Origin of the sequence: Maribellus sp. CM-23, from assembly GCF_021354595.1 — a bacterium.
Classification (GTDB): Bacteria; Bacteroidota; Bacteroidia; order Bacteroidales; family Prolixibacteraceae; genus Draconibacterium.
This window is the reverse complement of sequence record NZ_JADWYJ010000003.1, coordinates 600,772-615,383: the sequence shown is the minus strand read 5'-3', so window position 1 is coordinate 615,383 and position 14,612 is coordinate 600,772. Positions and strand designations below refer to the sequence as shown.

The window sequence follows — 14,612 nt, the reverse complement described above, 5'->3', positions numbered from 1 at the left end:
TTTATGATTCAATAATTCTTATTTCTGAGGTAATTTCGATGGCCTTTTTAAACATGGCACTTACCCCACAATATCTTTCTTCCGACAAACTAACGGCTTTTTTCAGTTTTTCCAATGGAAGGTCTTTTCCCGTGAACTCATATATAACGTTCATTTTATAAAACTGCTTCGGGTGCTCTTCAGTAAGGTCTCCTTCAACTATCACATCGAAGTTATCCAATTCCACCCTCATTTTTTTCAGGATCGACACTACATCCATTCCCGTGCATCCGGCCAAAGCGGTTAATAACAATGGTTTTGGACGAGGTCCACGGTTTTCGCCCCCTACTTCTTCGGCTGCATCCAGAATTAATTTGTGCCCGTTTACTTCGGCCTCGAAAGCCATTTTCTCTAACCAGTTTATTTTTACTTGTTGTTTCGACATATTTCTATTTTATCTGTAGTGTTTATTCTAAAATGCAAAATTAATGCTTTGTCAATATCATCCCCTTAGGTATTCCGAAACGCTCAGTGCAGCAATGGTTCCATCGGCTACAGCAGTAGTCACCTGCCGGTAACGCTTATTGATGCAATCGCCGGCAGCAAAAACACCCGGCACCTTTGTTTTCATGCCGGAATCTACCACAATTTCATTTCGCTCGTTAAGCGGAACAATACAGTTCAGGTCTTCGGTATTTGGCTGGTACCCGATAAATATGAAAGTACCATCCGTTTTCAAAGCCGAAAGATTTCCGGAAGGCAGATGCTCAATACTCACTTTTTGTAACTGACCGTTTCCGTAAAACCCGCGAAGTTCAGACTCCATAATAAATTCGATCTTTGGATTATTCTTCGCTTCGTCGATGGCGTGCTGAAAAGCCTGAAAATGATCGAACTGATGAACGATGGTTACTTTAGTGGCAAAATTGGTAAGTGCTACGGCCTCTTCCAATGCCGAGTTTCCTCCGCCAACCACTACCACTTCTTTTCCGGTAAAAAAGTCACCGTCGCAAGTGGCACAGTACGAAATTCCTTTTCCCTTAAACTGATCTTCGCCTTCGATATTTAACGACCGTGGTCTTCCTCCGGGAGTCAGTATTACTGTTTTCCCTTGAAAAGTACGACCATCTTCCAGCGCGATCGTTTTTACATCACCTTCCAGTTCGTATTTGGCAATTTTCACATTCGATTTGATTTTACATCCAAAACTTTTGGCCTGCATTTTCATGTTGTTGGCCAGCATATAACCTTTCGTTGTTGGAACACCCGGGTAATTGGCAATTTCTTCGGTTAGCACCATCTGTCCTCCCACGGCGCCTTCATTCAAGATTAATGTCGAAAGTTTGGCCCTCGAAGCATAAATTCCGGCAGTTAACCCGGCCGCCCCTGCCCCAACAATGATGGCATCGAAAATTTCATCCATGATTTCTGATTCTGTTTTTTTGAAAAAAGCCGCTCCCGAAAAACCGGGAACGACTTGTCATTTCCCCCCAATCAACTAAGCTCCAAATTGCTTGTCCAAAATCCCTGTCACCTGTTGCATGTTTTGAATGCTGCTGGTGGCGTGCGCAACTGCCCCGTTTTTGTAGTACATGGTAAACGGCAGTCCCATAAACCCGCGGCATTCAGGAGCACTTCTTATCACTCCTGCCTCCGGGTTATCAAATGCCATTACGGCAAATTTTATGTTGTCACGCTCTTCTTCCAGCTCTTCCATTATATCGTAAACCGGTAAACACATCGGGCCCATCCGGCCACAGCATACCATTACATTTTCGTTTTCGTTGATGAATTTTTCCAATTCTGCTGCTGTTTCAATCTCGTGTAAACCTGTGCTTAATAGTTTCATATCGTTTTACTTTAAATGATTAATTTCTATACTTAATTCGTTAACTCTTCAATGATTCGTTTGTCCGACTCCAGCTTTCCGTTTAAGTAAGCTTCAATAATCCGGGCCGGGTCTTCTTGCGGCACTCCCACAAACAGGTTGATTTTCCGGGAAGCAAAAAGACGAATGATCTCTTTTTTCACCTTGTAAGCAATCACATCGGTAATCCCTCTTTTTTCCAACCAATCGGGCAGTTCGTTGACGGCCTCCACCTCCGGTATTTCAAAGGTTGTTTTCCGGATGTCATCATTTTCGATCTCAAAAATTTCGTAATAATGACAGCCGCCGAAGTACTCGCTCAAAACACTATTTTCGATTGGAATTGCTACCCGTCTCATTTCAATTTTAATTACGTTACAAAGATATTTTGAACCAGAATTCCGCACCAGAAAAACGGGCAGTGGGGCAACAGGATGGAAACTGAACTTTAACAGTTTTTTTCCTGTCATACGATAGAATTATACGCAAAGTCCTGATTTTACAGGCAGATTTGATATTTTTGTTTGCAGCGTTAAGCATACCAAATATGAGCACAAACAACTCAGACAGAAAACCGGCGCATCGTTTTGAAGAAATCAGCGCCCTGCACGAGCACAAAACACGGGTGCAGTACCTGAAAGGCGAAAACATTTTCAAACAAGGCGCCTTTGCACCGTATGTAATTAATGTGGTGCAAGGATTGGTAAAAATTTACCTCCAGACAGGTTTCGACAAGCAAATCAATATCGGGGTGGCCAAACCGGGCGACTTTCTGGCTTTTGCTGCCATTTTTGGAGAACCGGTGCACACCTATTCCACGCAGGCCATTACCAACACCGAAATTTGTATGATCGAAAAAGAAAGCCTGAAACAGATTTTGCTCGACAACCCATCCTTTGCGTTGGAAGTGACTTCGAAAAATTACCGCACCGAACGCCATCTGCTGGAGATCATCAAAAATGTGTCGTACAAGCAAATGCGCGGCAAACTGGCTTCAGCTCTGCTTTACCTTTCGCACGAAGACTTTCTGAGAGAGGACATCTTTTCTTTTCTTACCCGCCAGGATTTGGCTGATTTCGCCTCTATTTCGCCCGAAAGTGCCATTAAATTTCTGAAGGAGTTTGAGAAAGAAGAAATCATCCACCTCGACGGCAAAAATATTGACATTACCGACTCAGCCAAGTTGGAAGTGATCAGCAGAAACGGATAAAATGCAGCTCTCCGAAGAAATAAAAAAACAACTGGAAGCCGAGTGTACTTTTTCGGCCAGCCGTAGCAGTGGCCCCGGCGGACAAAACGTAAACAAAGTAAATACACGGGTTGAGCTACGTTTTTCGGTTGAACACTCACAGCTACTCTCTGTCGATGAGAAAAACCTTCTTTTCAAAAAACTAAAAAACCGTATCAACTCGGAAGGTGAACTGATTTTAGTTTCAGAAGTGGAACGCAGCCAGTTGCGCAACCGGGCCAAAGTTACTGCGCTGTTTTACGAACTGGTTGAAAAAGCTCTTACCCCGCCAAAGAAAAGATTCAAAACCAAACCTACGCTTGCTTCGCGCATAAAACGCGTGGAAAGCAAAAAGCAACATTCAGAGAAAAAGAACATGCGCAGACGGCCTGAAATGTAGGTTCCGAACATTTCTTTAGCTCTGGCTTAGCAGTAGTTTCATTCTTCCAAACACAAGTTTTTTCAATACTTTTCTTTTCTTTGTAGTCAAACTGCACTATTCAACGTTATTGCATGAGGAAATTATTTGAGTCTATCGGGGAGTTCATAACCAGAATTATCGACTGGTTTTATTTTCCTTTTCTGCAGTTTATTCCCCCCGAAATTTTTCGGTATGCGGCCACCGGCGGGGCCAACACCCTGTTCGATCTTCTCCTTTACTTTATTTTCTACCAGTACATACTCGACATGCAGGTGGTAGAACTGGGCTTTGTTGCCATAAGTGCACACATTGCCGCATTTTTGATGGTTTTTCCCATCACTTTTACAACCGGCTTCCTGCTGGCAAAATACGTTACGTTTACCGCCTCCGAGTTAAAAGGACGTATTCAGCTCTTCCGTTACCTGGTTACAGTGGCCGGCTCCATTTTTCTGAATTATGTATTTCTGAAGTTTTTTGTGGAGTACTGCAAACTGTACGCACCCATTTCAAAACTCATAACTACTTTGCTGGTTGTTATATACAGTTACGTAGCCCAGCGGTATTTTAGTTTCCGCACGGCAAACATGCAACTGGCTGCAAGAGGCAACTCATAATTTTTTGGTGGTCGAACAATGTTCTTTTTCCGAAATACGTATCTTAGTTGACCTATGGAAGAGGCGCGTCAAAAATATTATCCCACGATATTACAGGGCATTCACCTGGTAATTCTGTATATTTTCATCCAAACCATTGTTGATTTTCCGCTGGCATTGATCGATTATTACACCGGCTCGGAATATTTGTACAACCCTATCAAGAAAATTGCGCTGGGAGTTGGCTCGGTGGTGTTTATTCTTTTGTACGGAATCCGCAAATCCAAATCCCCGGTTTTACAGATCTTCCCCTTCAAACTGTTTAACCCGCTTATTTTTCTGCCGATCGTTGCATTTCTGTGGGGCGCCCATAATTTTTTGGATGTGGCAAATGCAAAAGTGGAACAACTACTGCCACCACCACCGTGGTTTTGGGAGCTGTTTAACCGCATTTTTGAAGGCGACTATGGCTTTATGGGTGCGTTTATGAAAGTATCGGTTATTGCCCCCGTTGTCGAAGAACTGATTTTCAGAGGATTGCTACTGAACGGATTCCGCCGAAACTACAATGGTTTTGTGGCTGTTTTTATGTCGGCTTTACTCTTTTCACTGTTCCATCTCAACCCGTGGCAAATGCCGGCAACCTTTGTGCTGGGACTTTTGCTTGGCTGGCTCATGCTGCGAACCAACAACATTCTGGTCGCCATTATCGGGCACTCGATCAACAATACGCTGGTGCTTCTTTCGGTAACCTACTGGCAGCAAATAAGGGAGCATCCGATCTATCTGCAGGAAAAAGAACAGTTGCTTTACCAAAGCGGACTGATTATCGGATTATCGGTTTTACTGATGATCCTCACAAGCATTCCGTGGTTACGCAAAAACCGAAAATTATCGTGAGTTCACCGATTATTTCCGAGCAAGCGAAATCAAAACTCTATCTTTAAACCCGAACAATTAAATTGAGATCATGGATTTTCTACTCGTTTTTTTTGGAGCTCTGTTTATGATAGCCGGTATTGCAGGCTGTGTTTTACCTGTAATTCCGGGCCCTCCGCTGAGTTACATTGGCTTGCTGATGCTGCACTTTACAACGCGTTACCAGTTTTCCACCACCTTTCTGGTTATTTGGGGAATTGTTACCGTGGTGGTGTATGTGATCGACTATCTCATACCGGTTTGGGGAACCAAGCGCTTTGGCGGCAGTAAAAGAGGTGTTTGGGGTAGTCTTATCGGACTTGTAATCGGGTTGTTCTTTTTCCCGCCTTTCGGAATTATTATTGGCCCTTTTCTGGGGGCGGTAATTGGCGAACTGACGGCCGGAAAAGATCATGGCTCTGCTTTGAAATCAGGCTTTGGTTCTTTTATGGGTTTCTTGCTCGGAACCCTTTTGAAACTCATTGCTTCCGGGTTAATGACCTGGCATTTTATCAAGGTGTTTTTCACGTAAAATATTTCAATCGAATGGCTTACAGAACATAGCAAAAGCAGAAAAGCACCGTGGAATTCCACAGCGCTTTTTCTTTTTTATCCTTTCAGATACCGATTAATTTCATGTTCCCACTTCTCAACCGATTGTAGTTCTCCGTTGAGTTGCGGATTTTCTTCCGCATTGTAAAACTCCCATGCCACGCCGGGTTTATTCTTTTCTTTCGGGTAAAAATCCAGGCACAGGCGTTCAATTATCTTGTTGTTCTGTTTCTTAAAAGTAACGATCCGGCCCGTATTGTTGACTTTGCACGTCTTTACCTGAGCCAGATTTATATGTTTAACATCGCTTGGTCCGTCTTTTTCTTTTGCGAAAAAAACAAAACCATTTGTTTTGTCCATTCCAACGCAGTAATCACCGCAAAACTCATGTTCCGAAATTTTACAGTTGTGCTCACTGGCCACATTTGTTAGTAACTGTAACATTCCTCGTCCTTTTTTAGCCCTTCTCCCGTTTAATATGATAATGGGCAAAACAGATATCGCGACCAATACCAGTCCTACGATAGCAGTTCCTGAATCCATAATTGTATTTATTAATGATTAATAAACCACACTGCAACCACCTGTTGCAATGCACATAAAACACACAAAAAATTTCCGTATGAATTCTTATGGATTACCAGAAATAATGAAAGGGAAAAATGATATCCGCTTTTCGGTAGCGTATCAGAAGGTTTTCTGAAATTCTTTTGTATTGAGTAAACCCGCATTCCAGTAACTGCCCCGAAGTTTGGACAAAAGCAAGAAACTGGGCAAACGATGTTTTGAAGGTAAGCGGAGAACCGGTTCGAATATCTGAAACCAGTTTTTCCGATTCAGAAAAATGAAAAGAAAGCTTGTTTGAAACGTCCGACCAGTAAACTTCACTCTGAACATCATCGGCAGGCAAATACGCACCGGCAGTATACGATCCGGAACCCGAACTGATTCCGAAACTATAAACTGCAACCAGTAGAATTGCACCCAATAATTTCAAACTGTTTTCCATGATTTCCGGCTAAAAGCATTCAAAGCTACAAACATATTGAATCTGTTCTCAGCACGAACTCTGAATTGTATCAAAAATGAAATTCCGGGGCTTTTGTGGTAACAAATAATTAAGAATCCGCTCCCTTTCAATCCGCCACGAAATATCTTTCACACTATTTTCTCACAATAAACATCTTAAAGTTTATAATAAATATTTTTGATTGTGAGTTTTATACTTAGAATCATCCATTTAAAACTATTTTTGTCGCGTGGCAAAAAAAAATACACATAGCAGTTCTGCCGGCAACAAACCAACCGGCAAACCCAAAAAATCATCAAAAGGGAAATCGAAAAAGTCAGGAAAAAAATATCCTGTTCTAAGGTGGATCGGCAAAGCAGCCATTGTATTCTTTTTACTGGGTTGTTTGTTTTTTATCCTGGTATTTTTAGGCGTGCTTGGGCCCGTTCCTTCAAAAGACCAGTTACAGATCATCAACAACCCGCTGGCATCGGAAGTATATTCTGCCGACGGACAAATACTGGGGCGTTACTACGTGGAAAACCGCAGTTATGCTTCGTTTGAAGAAATTTCGCCCAATGTGATCAATGCACTGGTAGCCACCGAAGATGCCCGTTTTTACGAACACCGCGGCATCGACGAAATTGCATTATTACGTGTTCTGGTAAAGTCGGTTGTGCTGCGTAACGATCATTCGGGTGGCGGAAGTACCATCAGTCAGCAAATCGCCAAAAACCTTTTCCCCAGAGTAAACTACGGCCCTTTATCGATGCCCGTAAACAAGCTGCGCGAAGCCATCATCGCTTACCGGCTGGAGCGGATTTATTCAAAAAATGAAATTCTGGCTTTGTACCTGAATACGGTTCCTTTTGCTGAAAACACTTTTGGAATTGAAGTAGCCGCTGAACGTTTCTTTTCGAAAGCGCCTGCCAAACTCGATGTGCACGAAGCCGCAGTTTTGGTGGGAATGCTAAAGGCCAACAATTACTACAATCCCCGGCTTCACCCCGAACGGGCTTTGGGACGGCGCAATGTGGTAATCGACCAGATGCTGAAAAACAACTACCTGAGTGCCGAAGAAGCCGTATTTTACAAAGAGAAACCACTGGGAGTGCGCTACCGGATGATTTCGTACAACCAGGGACCGGCGCCGTATTTTGTGGAAATGCTTAAGCCCGAGTTGATGGAGTGGTGCTCCAATAATCAAAACGAAAAAGGCGAAAATTACAACCTTTATACTGATGGCTTAAAGATCACAACCACCCTCGATTACAACCTGCAGGTTTATGCGCAACAGTCGGTAAAAGAATACATGAAAGACCTTCAGAAGGTTTTTGACAACCACTGGAAAGATCGCGACATGTTTAAAGCCGATCCCGCCATTCTGAAAAGTGCCATACAAAACCAGAACACCAGTGGAAGAAGCTACCAGGAAGAACTGGCAAGCTACAATGCCAAAACGCACACTACCCTTTTCACCTGGGATGGTTTGGAATCAAAAGAAGTAACCCGGCTCGATTCGCTAAAGCATTACCTGAAAATGCTTAACGCCGGTTTTATTGCCATCGATCCGCAGGAAGCCACATTAAAAGCCTGGGTGGGCGGTATCGATTACCGCTTTTTTAAATACGACCATGTAAAAGCTCCGCGGCAAACCGGGTCAACCTTTAAACCGTTTGTGTACCTGGCGGCCCTCGAAGAAAATATTCCGCCCGATACGTATTTCCCCAATCAGCTAAAGGTGTACAAGGAATACGACGACTGGACCCCGCGAAATTCGCACGACCACTACGAAGGCTATTACAACATGAAAGGTGCCTTGGCCAAGTCGATCAATACCATCTCGGTGGATGTTTTGCTTGAAGCCGGAATTGATGAAACCATTGAAATTGCGCGGGATCTTGGCATTTCAGCCGATCTGCCGGAATATCCTTCGCTGGCATTGGGCGTAGCCTCCATTTCGTTAAAAGAAATTGTGGAAGCCTTTGCCGGCCTTGTTAACGACGGGATTCCGGTAAAAGCCAACTACCTGGTTCAGATCGCCGATAAAAACGGGAAAGTGCTGAAGACCTTCGAACCCAATATTTCAAGATCGCCGGTGGTAGCACCCGAGAATTGCCGCGCGATTATTAAAATGATGGAAGCGGTAATTGACGAAGGTACGGGCCGGACCATTCGCACGGTTTACAATATTCCCGGCGAGTTTGCCGGAAAAACGGGTACTACACAAAATAACTCCGATGGCTGGTTTATCGGGCTTACTCCAAGACTGGTTACCGGCTGCTGGGTGGGTGCCGACGATCCGCGGGTGCATTTCAGAACCACCACCTACGGACAGGGAGCCTACATGGCGCTGCCCATTGTTGGAAAATTTTTTTACAAAACTTACCGCGACAGCAAATATTCCAGCCTGAAAAACAGTTCGTTTGGCTTGCCTGGTGAAGAAATGCTGGCCATGCTCAGCGAACCAGGTTACAAGGAGGTGCTTGATATGCCCAAACACGATTTCAACCTGGCTGATATTTTCAAACGAAACGAGAAACCATCGGATTTGGAAAAAACCCGTCAACGCGAGGCAAAAGACAAAGACGAAGGTCAGCTTTGGAAGAAAATCAAAGGCATTTTCAAGAAAAAGGATAAAAAGAGATAGCCTCTATTCATTCGAAATACATAGGGTTTAATACGAATGAAATTCAAAAAAAGATTTAGACTCGAGTCATGAGATTTGAGTAATGAGTAGCGAAATAAGGGAAGTAAGAAAAACTTTAGATCTTTGGGAATCACATCTATGTACTCATATTCGCATTAAATATTTATCGAGAAAAAAGTAGATACAATCAAGTTATAGGGTTTAATCATTAATCAGGGAAAAACTGTCTACCAATTTTTGCTTTTAAACAAGCGGCTGATGGCTTCTTTCTTAAGATGAACACCGTCGTAGAAATCATTGCCGCTTAAAGAAAGTTGGCTTGGATCAGAAGAACCGATAACGCGAAACCGGTATTGAGCGGCCACTTCTGCCACCGCTTCTTCTGCTTTGAAAACACCTTCGTAGCCAGGCAACTTTTGGTAATAATCAAACGCTTTGGGATGATACGGCGGAATAAACACGCTTACCCGGCAACCTTGCTGTTTTAGAAAGTGCAGCATGTTGCTCAGCTGTTGTATTTTTTCTGGCTGCACATCGCTAAAGTTTTCATCGGCGCTACCGTAGCAATATTGCAAGGCCAGTTCTTCGCTTTCGTACAACGGAGTATTCTCAATTTTGGCCGGAAGTTTACGGGCACCATCCGGCAAAATCATCATTTTACCAGCCAGAAGCGAGTCGCTTACAACAAAAGGTTCGCTTTTCCCCCGCAAACGCATGGCGCGCAAGGTGTATCTCCCGGAAAAGATCTTTACAACCCGATCCTTTAGGTAATCGTTTTTCATTTGCCACGGGCTTGCGAGCCCTTTCATTCCGGCAGCATCGCAAAAACGATGAATTTCGTTTCGCAGCCCGAGCCACGCCTGATCGTTGAACCGGTCTCCGAAAAGCCACTGGTCGGCACAAACAATAATCTCTTCCGGAAATTTTCCCTTATCAAGAATAATTCCCAGGAATCCCAGCATGTCCTCAACACTTCCACTGGTAACTGACGCATTGAAAAAGGTTTTCCCGCGGAAAACTTCATGGCTTAAGTTCAGGGTACGGCTGGAGCCTAACACCAACACTTCAGACACTTCCCTCTCCGCCATCCATTCCTTTTTTAAAACGCGCGAGTTGAGATTCACCGGACCGGCAATGTTTTTCCCCTCCAGCAAAGCACTCACCAGCGGTTTTATATAGCTTCGGTTCAATTGATAGTCGGGATCAATTCCGTAGTTAATCATTCCGATCAGAACCAACGGAAACACGATTATCAACCCTATTTTGAACAAGCTTTTCTTCATATCAAAACTGAAAATAAATAAACAGCCGGTCGCTGCTAAACGCGTACAACACCGAAAACAAAAGAAAATAATAACCGGCTATCCTTAGCACTACCGGCCATCCTGAAATATCTAAGGCAAAAGCTTTCTCTCGCTGTTTCCATTCGGACAGGATCAATACAAAGGTAAAAAACGCAGCTTCGAGCCATTGTTTTGTTCCGGCCAGCTCAAAAGGCCCCACACTTCCGGCTTTCAATGAAACCATGTTCGCCAGGTAATGAAAAGCCACTCCGATATTTTCGGCCCTGAATATCACAAACAATAAACTCACTACCAGAAAAGTGACAGCCACGGAAAGCATATCTTTTAGCCGAACACTTGTGTTTTTCCTTGCACCGATCGCAGGTTTTGAAACCAGGTAAGTGATGCCGTGCAAAATACCCCAGACGATAAAAGTCCAGTTGGCACCGTGCCAAAGGCCGCTTACCCCAAACGTTATCAATATGTTTACCACGTGCCGTTTTTTGCTGCAGCGGTTACCTCCCAAAGGAATGTACACATAATCGCGAAACCACGTGGAAAGACTGATGTGCCAGCGCGACCAGAATTCCTGCAGGTTCCGTGAAAAATACGGATGCCGGAAGTTATCCATCAGGCGAAAGCCCAGCAAGGCAGCGCTCCCAATGGCGATATTCGAATACCCCGAAAAGTCGCCGTAAATCTGAATCGCAAAAAGAAAGGCCCCCAGCAACAAGGTTCCCCACCCTGCCGACGCCGAATGACTGAAGATCTGGTCGACCAGTGGCGCCACTGTATCGGCCACGGCCACTTTGGCAAACAATCCCCAGAGAATTCTTCGGAATCCATCCGCGGCGGCCGAGTAATCGAACACTTTCCTTTCGTGAAATTGAGGTAGCAAATGTGAAGCCCGTTCAATGGGGCCGGCCACCAGCTGCGGGAAAAATGCCACAAAAGCAAAAAATGAGACAAGGTCGCGGGTCGCGGGGATTTTGCCTTTGTAAATATCGATCGTATAGCTTAAAGTCTGAAAAGTATAGAAGCTGATTCCCACCGGCAGAATAATGTTCAGCGTAAGCGGGTGCAATGTATACCCGAATTGTTGCACCAGTAAACTCAGTTCTTCGGCAAAAAATCCAAAGTATTTGAAAAAGCCTAAAATACCGAGATTGACCAGGATGCTGATCAACAGAAAGCGCTTTTTCTTTTTCCGGTCGTCGGTTTGGTCAATCTGAAGCCCGCAGTTATAATCTACGATCGAACTCAACACAATCAGCCCCAAAAAACGAACATCCCAGCAACTATAAAAGAAATAACTTACCGCAAGCAAAAACAGGTTTCGCCGCATGATGTTCCGGGCAAAAAAGCCCCAGTAAAGAAAAAATACCAGTGTAAGAAACCCTATGAATCCAACGGAGTTAAACAGCATTTTCAGTTCTTTTTTAAGGGGTTAAATGCCTGAAAATCGTCGAACCAAATCTGCTGGTCTTTCTCAGGAGCCCAGCTTAGATCGCCGCCTCCCATAAACACGCTAAAAAATACCTGGTCAACTTTCAATGTTTCGGTATCGCGAAAACGAATGGTATCTGCGTTGCACACCAGTTCCCCGTCAAGCCAGCCTTTCACAATCCCGTTCTTTTGTCCGGGATCATTCATTTGAATATACTGTTGGATCGTGTACCATTTTCCGGCTTCTGCTTTCACGATTTCACCATCAGCATGGCGCCAAAACAGCGGGTCACCATATTCGCCGGGTTGATCGGGATAGTACAGGTAAAAACTCAGTTTTCCGTTTTCCCAAAACATCATCCGCGCACTCCAGCCATCGGTCCCGTTGGGGATATTTCCACCCGAGTTGGCAGTTCCGCCGGCCAAACCCGGTAACTTTCCTCCCCGCCGGAAATCAAAATCACCGGCAAATTGAACCCGGTACGACAGATAAAAAGAGTCGCTGCCAGCAAGCGGCGTACTCCATTGTGCTCCAACAATCGGATAAAAACGCCCTTTGTCGATCTGCACCGACAAATAGTTATTACCTTGTTCTTCGCCAATGGTTAAGGGATAAGGTGTGACGCCCAGCTTGTAAAAAACATAGTCTTTTTTGCCGCAAACAATATGAGTTCCGCGCCATTCGCTTTTTAGTCGCCTTTCGGAATATTGCCCGGTTTTATGTTGTTCAAAACCGATGGAGAGCGATTCATTGGTTCCGCTCCGGTCTTCGGAAGAAATACAACCTGCGCATCCCACCAGTAGCAGAAGTGCCATAATTCCAAGTTGTATTTTAAAATGTGTCATCCGGATTGGTATGATCTATGGTTTTTATCCTAAAGAAAGTAAAATCAGGTATTACTCTGCCCGGGAGTTCAAAAAAACGACAAAGGCCAGTCGATCAACCGCCTGAGCGTTTTACTTTGTATCCTTCGTTTTTCAGAATATCCATCACCCTTGTGCAAAAATCGCCCTGGATCAGTATCTCGCCATCTTTTACGGTGCCGCCCACGCCACACTTCGATTTCAGCAACTTGCCCAGTTCTTTCAAATCGTCTTCCGTCCCTACAAACCCCGTTACAAGGGTTACCGATTTTCCTTTGCGCTGTTTCCGGTCGAGTAACACTTTCAGGTTCTGCTGTTGCGGAGGCAGCGTTGTTGCTTCTTCTTCCTGTCCTTTTTCATATTGAAAATCGGGATTGGTGGAGAAAACCACTCCCAGACGTTCTTTCCAATCGTTTGCCATAACTTAAATCCAAATTAATAAAACAATTCCCCAAAGGTAATTGATCACCCACACAAAAAAAGCAATTTTGGTATAACGTACCAACGCCAGGCTCACCCGCGAATCAATACCGTTTTTCAGGTATCTGCTCCAGGCCCACACGGTATCAACCAGCATAATCGTAAACGAGCTAAACATAATCAGCCCGTTGGTTGATAGCAGGGAATTAGGGAAAAACAGGATCATGACCAAAAGAGCAGTGGCATTAAACAAAAATCCTATGCTCAAAAACACAAGCACCAAAGTTCCGATAATTCGGAAACGTTCAAGCGTAACACTACCGATTCCAAAAGCTAGGAATGCAAGTGTCATAATAAAAGCAATAACCAGGATGATTGGATCCATGTGTAATTTTTACCCTCTATAAGCAAAGATAAGCTTCCTCACGTTCATACAAAATAGCAATTTTGAAAAAGACGGTATTCTCAAAACATTTCTTTTGTTCAACAGGAGGTTTTGGCGGTTTATTTTCCCTCAGAATTGGAATCTGCAAAAGTTGCCTCTCCCCAGCTTCGGAAAGCAGGCGGCTTCCTATTATTGAAGAACAATTACACGATCTGCTATTTTCTAATTATTTTCATTCGTCTAAATTTGCAGCTTTTAGAACAACAGGTGCAACACATACAAAATTCTACATTTCCGGTTCATACAAACAGAAATACTGAATTTGAATGATCGTTTCACTTCAGAATTTATTCAGCAAAACGATTAAAATATGAGCACATTTGAGACATACCTGCGGTTGGGTTTCCAGCACATCATTAACTTCCACAACTACGCCCCCTTTGTTTTTGTACTGGTACTTTGCGCCGCGTACACATCAAAAGAATTTGTCAGGGTGCTGATTCTGGTTACTGCTTTTACCATTGGGCATTCGGTAACTTTGGCCCTGTCCACACTCAACATCGTAAGCATACCTTCGCGCACGGTAGCCTTTTTAATTCCGGTCACCATTTTAGTGACTGCCGTTGCCAATGTGTTGCCGCTGAAAAGAGGAAACCACCGCGTTATTTACATCATTACGGTGTTTTTCGGGCTTATACACGGACTGGGGGTTTCCAATTATGTTGAAAATACGATAGCAAGAGCATCCAATGTGTTCATGCCTTTGCTGGGATTTACGGTTGGCTTCGAAATCGGGCAAATCGTAATTATCAGCGTTTATGCTCTGCTTCTTTTGCTAACGGTTAACCTGATGAAAGCCCGCCACGACTTTTGGAGGCTTTATGTTTCGGGTGCCGGATTTGGAATTGCACTGATATTGCTGATACAAAATAAATTCTGGTAAGAATAACAATACGCTGTAAAAGATTGTTACATTGAAAAATGTGCAGCCAATTGG

The 14,612-nt window shown here is 43.9% G+C and carries 18 protein-coding genes; 7 read left to right on the top strand and 11 right to left on the bottom strand.

Translation table 11 applies throughout. The features are described 5' to 3' along the window. Nucleotide 1 precedes the first annotated feature (1 nt). The 4 genes from INQ51_RS13420 to INQ51_RS13405 all read right to left on the bottom strand — a co-directional run bounded on the left by INQ51_RS13420 (nt 2) and on the right by INQ51_RS13405 (nt 2,205). A complete protein-coding gene (locus INQ51_RS13420) occupies nt 2-424 on the bottom strand; it encodes an OsmC family protein (protein ID WP_233378477.1) in 423 nt (140 codons plus the stop codon). A 57-nt stretch (nt 425-481) separates the two neighbouring features. Beyond that, nucleotides 482-1,402 carry an NAD(P)/FAD-dependent oxidoreductase gene (locus tag INQ51_RS13415; RefSeq protein ID WP_233378476.1) on the bottom strand — a complete coding sequence of 307 codons (921 nt, stop codon included), beginning with the start codon at nt 1,400-1,402 and terminating at the stop codon, nt 482-484. Between the two features lie 75 nt (nt 1,403-1,477). After that, complete coding sequence (locus INQ51_RS13410; protein ID WP_233378475.1) at nt 1,478-1,828, bottom strand: thioredoxin family protein; 351 nt, start codon at nt 1,826-1,828, stop codon at nt 1,478-1,480. 32 nt (nt 1,829-1,860) lie between these two features. Then, nucleotides 1,861-2,205: a NifB/NifX family molybdenum-iron cluster-binding protein gene (locus INQ51_RS13405; protein ID WP_233378474.1), complete on the bottom strand. Its 345-nt coding sequence runs from the start codon at nt 2,203-2,205 to the stop codon at nt 1,861-1,863. 188 nt (nt 2,206-2,393) lie between these two features. On the opposite strand from INQ51_RS13405, the gene INQ51_RS13400 reads away from it, so the two are divergent. From INQ51_RS13400 to INQ51_RS13380, 5 genes are all read left to right on the top strand, one after another. After that, entirely contained in the window at nt 2,394-3,056 is a 663-nt protein-coding gene (locus tag INQ51_RS13400) for a Crp/Fnr family transcriptional regulator (protein ID WP_233378473.1), read from the top strand. A gap of 1 nt (nt 3,057) precedes the next feature. Next, entirely contained in the window at nt 3,058-3,474 is a 417-nt protein-coding gene (arfB, locus tag INQ51_RS13395; RefSeq protein WP_233378472.1) for an alternative ribosome rescue aminoacyl-tRNA hydrolase ArfB, read from the top strand. A gap of 113 nt (nt 3,475-3,587) precedes the next feature. Continuing rightward, the gene (locus tag INQ51_RS13390; RefSeq protein WP_233378471.1) at nt 3,588-4,109 is read left to right on the top strand and encodes a GtrA family protein; all 522 of its coding nucleotides are present in this window, start codon (nt 3,588-3,590) and stop codon (nt 4,107-4,109) included. A 54-nt stretch (nt 4,110-4,163) separates the two neighbouring features. Continuing rightward, on the top strand, nt 4,164-4,988 hold the full coding sequence (locus tag INQ51_RS13385) for a CPBP family intramembrane glutamic endopeptidase (protein ID WP_233378470.1): 825 nt from the start codon (nt 4,164-4,166) through the stop codon (nt 4,986-4,988). A 70-nt stretch (nt 4,989-5,058) separates the two neighbouring features. Then, nucleotides 5,059-5,538 (top strand): DUF456 domain-containing protein, encoded by a 480-nt coding sequence (locus INQ51_RS13380; RefSeq protein ID WP_119436231.1) that lies wholly within the window; start codon nt 5,059-5,061, stop codon nt 5,536-5,538. Nucleotides 5,539-5,615: 77 nt separating this feature from the next. Here INQ51_RS13380 and INQ51_RS13375 read toward each other — a convergent pair whose 3' ends face one another. Beyond that, complete coding sequence (locus tag INQ51_RS13375) at nt 5,616-6,101, bottom strand: hypothetical protein (protein ID WP_233378469.1); 486 nt, start codon at nt 6,099-6,101, stop codon at nt 5,616-5,618. A gap of 94 nt (nt 6,102-6,195) precedes the next feature. Next, nucleotides 6,196-6,567: a hypothetical protein gene (locus INQ51_RS13370; protein ID WP_233378468.1), complete on the bottom strand. Its 372-nt coding sequence runs from the start codon at nt 6,565-6,567 to the stop codon at nt 6,196-6,198. Nucleotides 6,568-6,817: 250 nt separating this feature from the next. Here INQ51_RS13370 and INQ51_RS13365 point away from each other — a divergent pair, with 250 nt between their 5' ends. Further along, nucleotides 6,818-9,217 carry a penicillin-binding protein 1A gene (locus INQ51_RS13365; protein ID WP_233378467.1) on the top strand — a complete coding sequence of 800 codons (2,400 nt, stop codon included), beginning with the start codon at nt 6,818-6,820 and terminating at the stop codon, nt 9,215-9,217. 227 nt (nt 9,218-9,444) lie between these two features. Here INQ51_RS13365 and INQ51_RS13360 read toward each other — a convergent pair whose 3' ends face one another. From INQ51_RS13360 to INQ51_RS13340, 5 genes are all read right to left on the bottom strand, one after another. Then, nucleotides 9,445-10,500 (bottom strand): hypothetical protein, encoded by a 1,056-nt coding sequence (locus tag INQ51_RS13360; protein ID WP_233378466.1) that lies wholly within the window; start codon nt 10,498-10,500, stop codon nt 9,445-9,447. A gap of 1 nt (nt 10,501) precedes the next feature. Further along, nucleotides 10,502-11,926, bottom strand: coding sequence for an MBOAT family O-acyltransferase (locus INQ51_RS13355; protein ID WP_233378465.1), 1,425 nt, complete (start codon nt 11,924-11,926; stop codon nt 10,502-10,504). Nucleotides 11,927-11,928: 2 nt separating this feature from the next. After that, nucleotides 11,929-12,762, bottom strand: a complete 834-nt coding sequence (locus tag INQ51_RS13350) for a polysaccharide lyase (RefSeq protein ID WP_233378464.1) — start codon at nt 12,760-12,762, stop codon at nt 11,929-11,931. A 124-nt stretch (nt 12,763-12,886) separates the two neighbouring features. Beyond that, nucleotides 12,887-13,231 (bottom strand): translation initiation factor, encoded by a 345-nt coding sequence (locus INQ51_RS13345; protein WP_233378463.1) that lies wholly within the window; start codon nt 13,229-13,231, stop codon nt 12,887-12,889. Nucleotides 13,232-13,234: 3 nt separating this feature from the next. Then, nucleotides 13,235-13,615 carry a hypothetical protein gene (locus INQ51_RS13340; RefSeq protein ID WP_233378462.1) on the bottom strand — a complete coding sequence of 127 codons (381 nt, stop codon included), beginning with the start codon at nt 13,613-13,615 and terminating at the stop codon, nt 13,235-13,237. Nucleotides 13,616-13,985: 370 nt separating this feature from the next. Here INQ51_RS13340 and INQ51_RS13335 point away from each other — a divergent pair, with 370 nt between their 5' ends. Further along, a complete protein-coding gene (locus tag INQ51_RS13335) occupies nt 13,986-14,558 on the top strand; it encodes a HupE/UreJ family protein (protein WP_233378461.1) in 573 nt (190 codons plus the stop codon). The last annotated feature ends 54 nt before the right edge of the window (nt 14,559-14,612 follow it).

Excerpts from the sequence above, each read along its gene's own strand:
- arfB (WP_233378472.1), top strand. The coding sequence starts at position 3,058 with ATGCAGCTCTCCGAAGAAATAAAAAAACAACTGGAAGCCGAGTGTACT.
- INQ51_RS13390 (WP_233378471.1), top strand. The coding sequence starts at position 3,588 with ATGAGGAAATTATTTGAGTCTATCGGGGAGTTCATAACCAGAATTATC.
- INQ51_RS13385 (WP_233378470.1), top strand. The coding sequence starts at position 4,164 with ATGGAAGAGGCGCGTCAAAAATATTATCCCACGATATTACAGGGCATT.
- INQ51_RS13410 (WP_233378475.1), bottom strand. The coding sequence starts at position 1,828 with ATGAAACTATTAAGCACAGGTTTACACGAGATTGAAACAGCAGCAGAA.
- INQ51_RS13405 (WP_233378474.1), bottom strand. The coding sequence starts at position 2,205 with ATGAGACGGGTAGCAATTCCAATCGAAAATAGTGTTTTGAGCGAGTAC.
- INQ51_RS13370 (WP_233378468.1), bottom strand. The coding sequence starts at position 6,567 with ATGGAAAACAGTTTGAAATTATTGGGTGCAATTCTACTGGTTGCAGTT.
- INQ51_RS13335 (WP_233378461.1), top strand. The coding sequence starts at position 13,986 with ATGAGCACATTTGAGACATACCTGCGGTTGGGTTTCCAGCACATCATT.
- INQ51_RS13420 (WP_233378477.1), bottom strand. The coding sequence starts at position 424 with ATGTCGAAACAACAAGTAAAAATAAACTGGTTAGAGAAAATGGCTTTC.
- INQ51_RS13340 (WP_233378462.1), bottom strand. The coding sequence starts at position 13,615 with ATGGATCCAATCATCCTGGTTATTGCTTTTATTATGACACTTGCATTC.
- INQ51_RS13345 (WP_233378463.1), bottom strand. The coding sequence starts at position 13,231 with ATGGCAAACGATTGGAAAGAACGTCTGGGAGTGGTTTTCTCCACCAAT.
- INQ51_RS13355 (WP_233378465.1), bottom strand. The coding sequence starts at position 11,926 with ATGCTGTTTAACTCCGTTGGATTCATAGGGTTTCTTACACTGGTATTT.
- INQ51_RS13400 (WP_233378473.1), top strand. The coding sequence starts at position 2,394 with ATGAGCACAAACAACTCAGACAGAAAACCGGCGCATCGTTTTGAAGAA.
- INQ51_RS13375 (WP_233378469.1), bottom strand. The coding sequence starts at position 6,101 with ATGGATTCAGGAACTGCTATCGTAGGACTGGTATTGGTCGCGATATCT.
- INQ51_RS13380 (WP_119436231.1), top strand. The coding sequence starts at position 5,059 with ATGGATTTTCTACTCGTTTTTTTTGGAGCTCTGTTTATGATAGCCGGT.
- INQ51_RS13415 (WP_233378476.1), bottom strand. The coding sequence starts at position 1,402 with ATGGATGAAATTTTCGATGCCATCATTGTTGGGGCAGGGGCGGCCGGG.
- INQ51_RS13360 (WP_233378466.1), bottom strand. The coding sequence starts at position 10,500 with ATGAAGAAAAGCTTGTTCAAAATAGGGTTGATAATCGTGTTTCCGTTG.
- INQ51_RS13350 (WP_233378464.1), bottom strand. The coding sequence starts at position 12,762 with ATGGCACTTCTGCTACTGGTGGGATGCGCAGGTTGTATTTCTTCCGAA.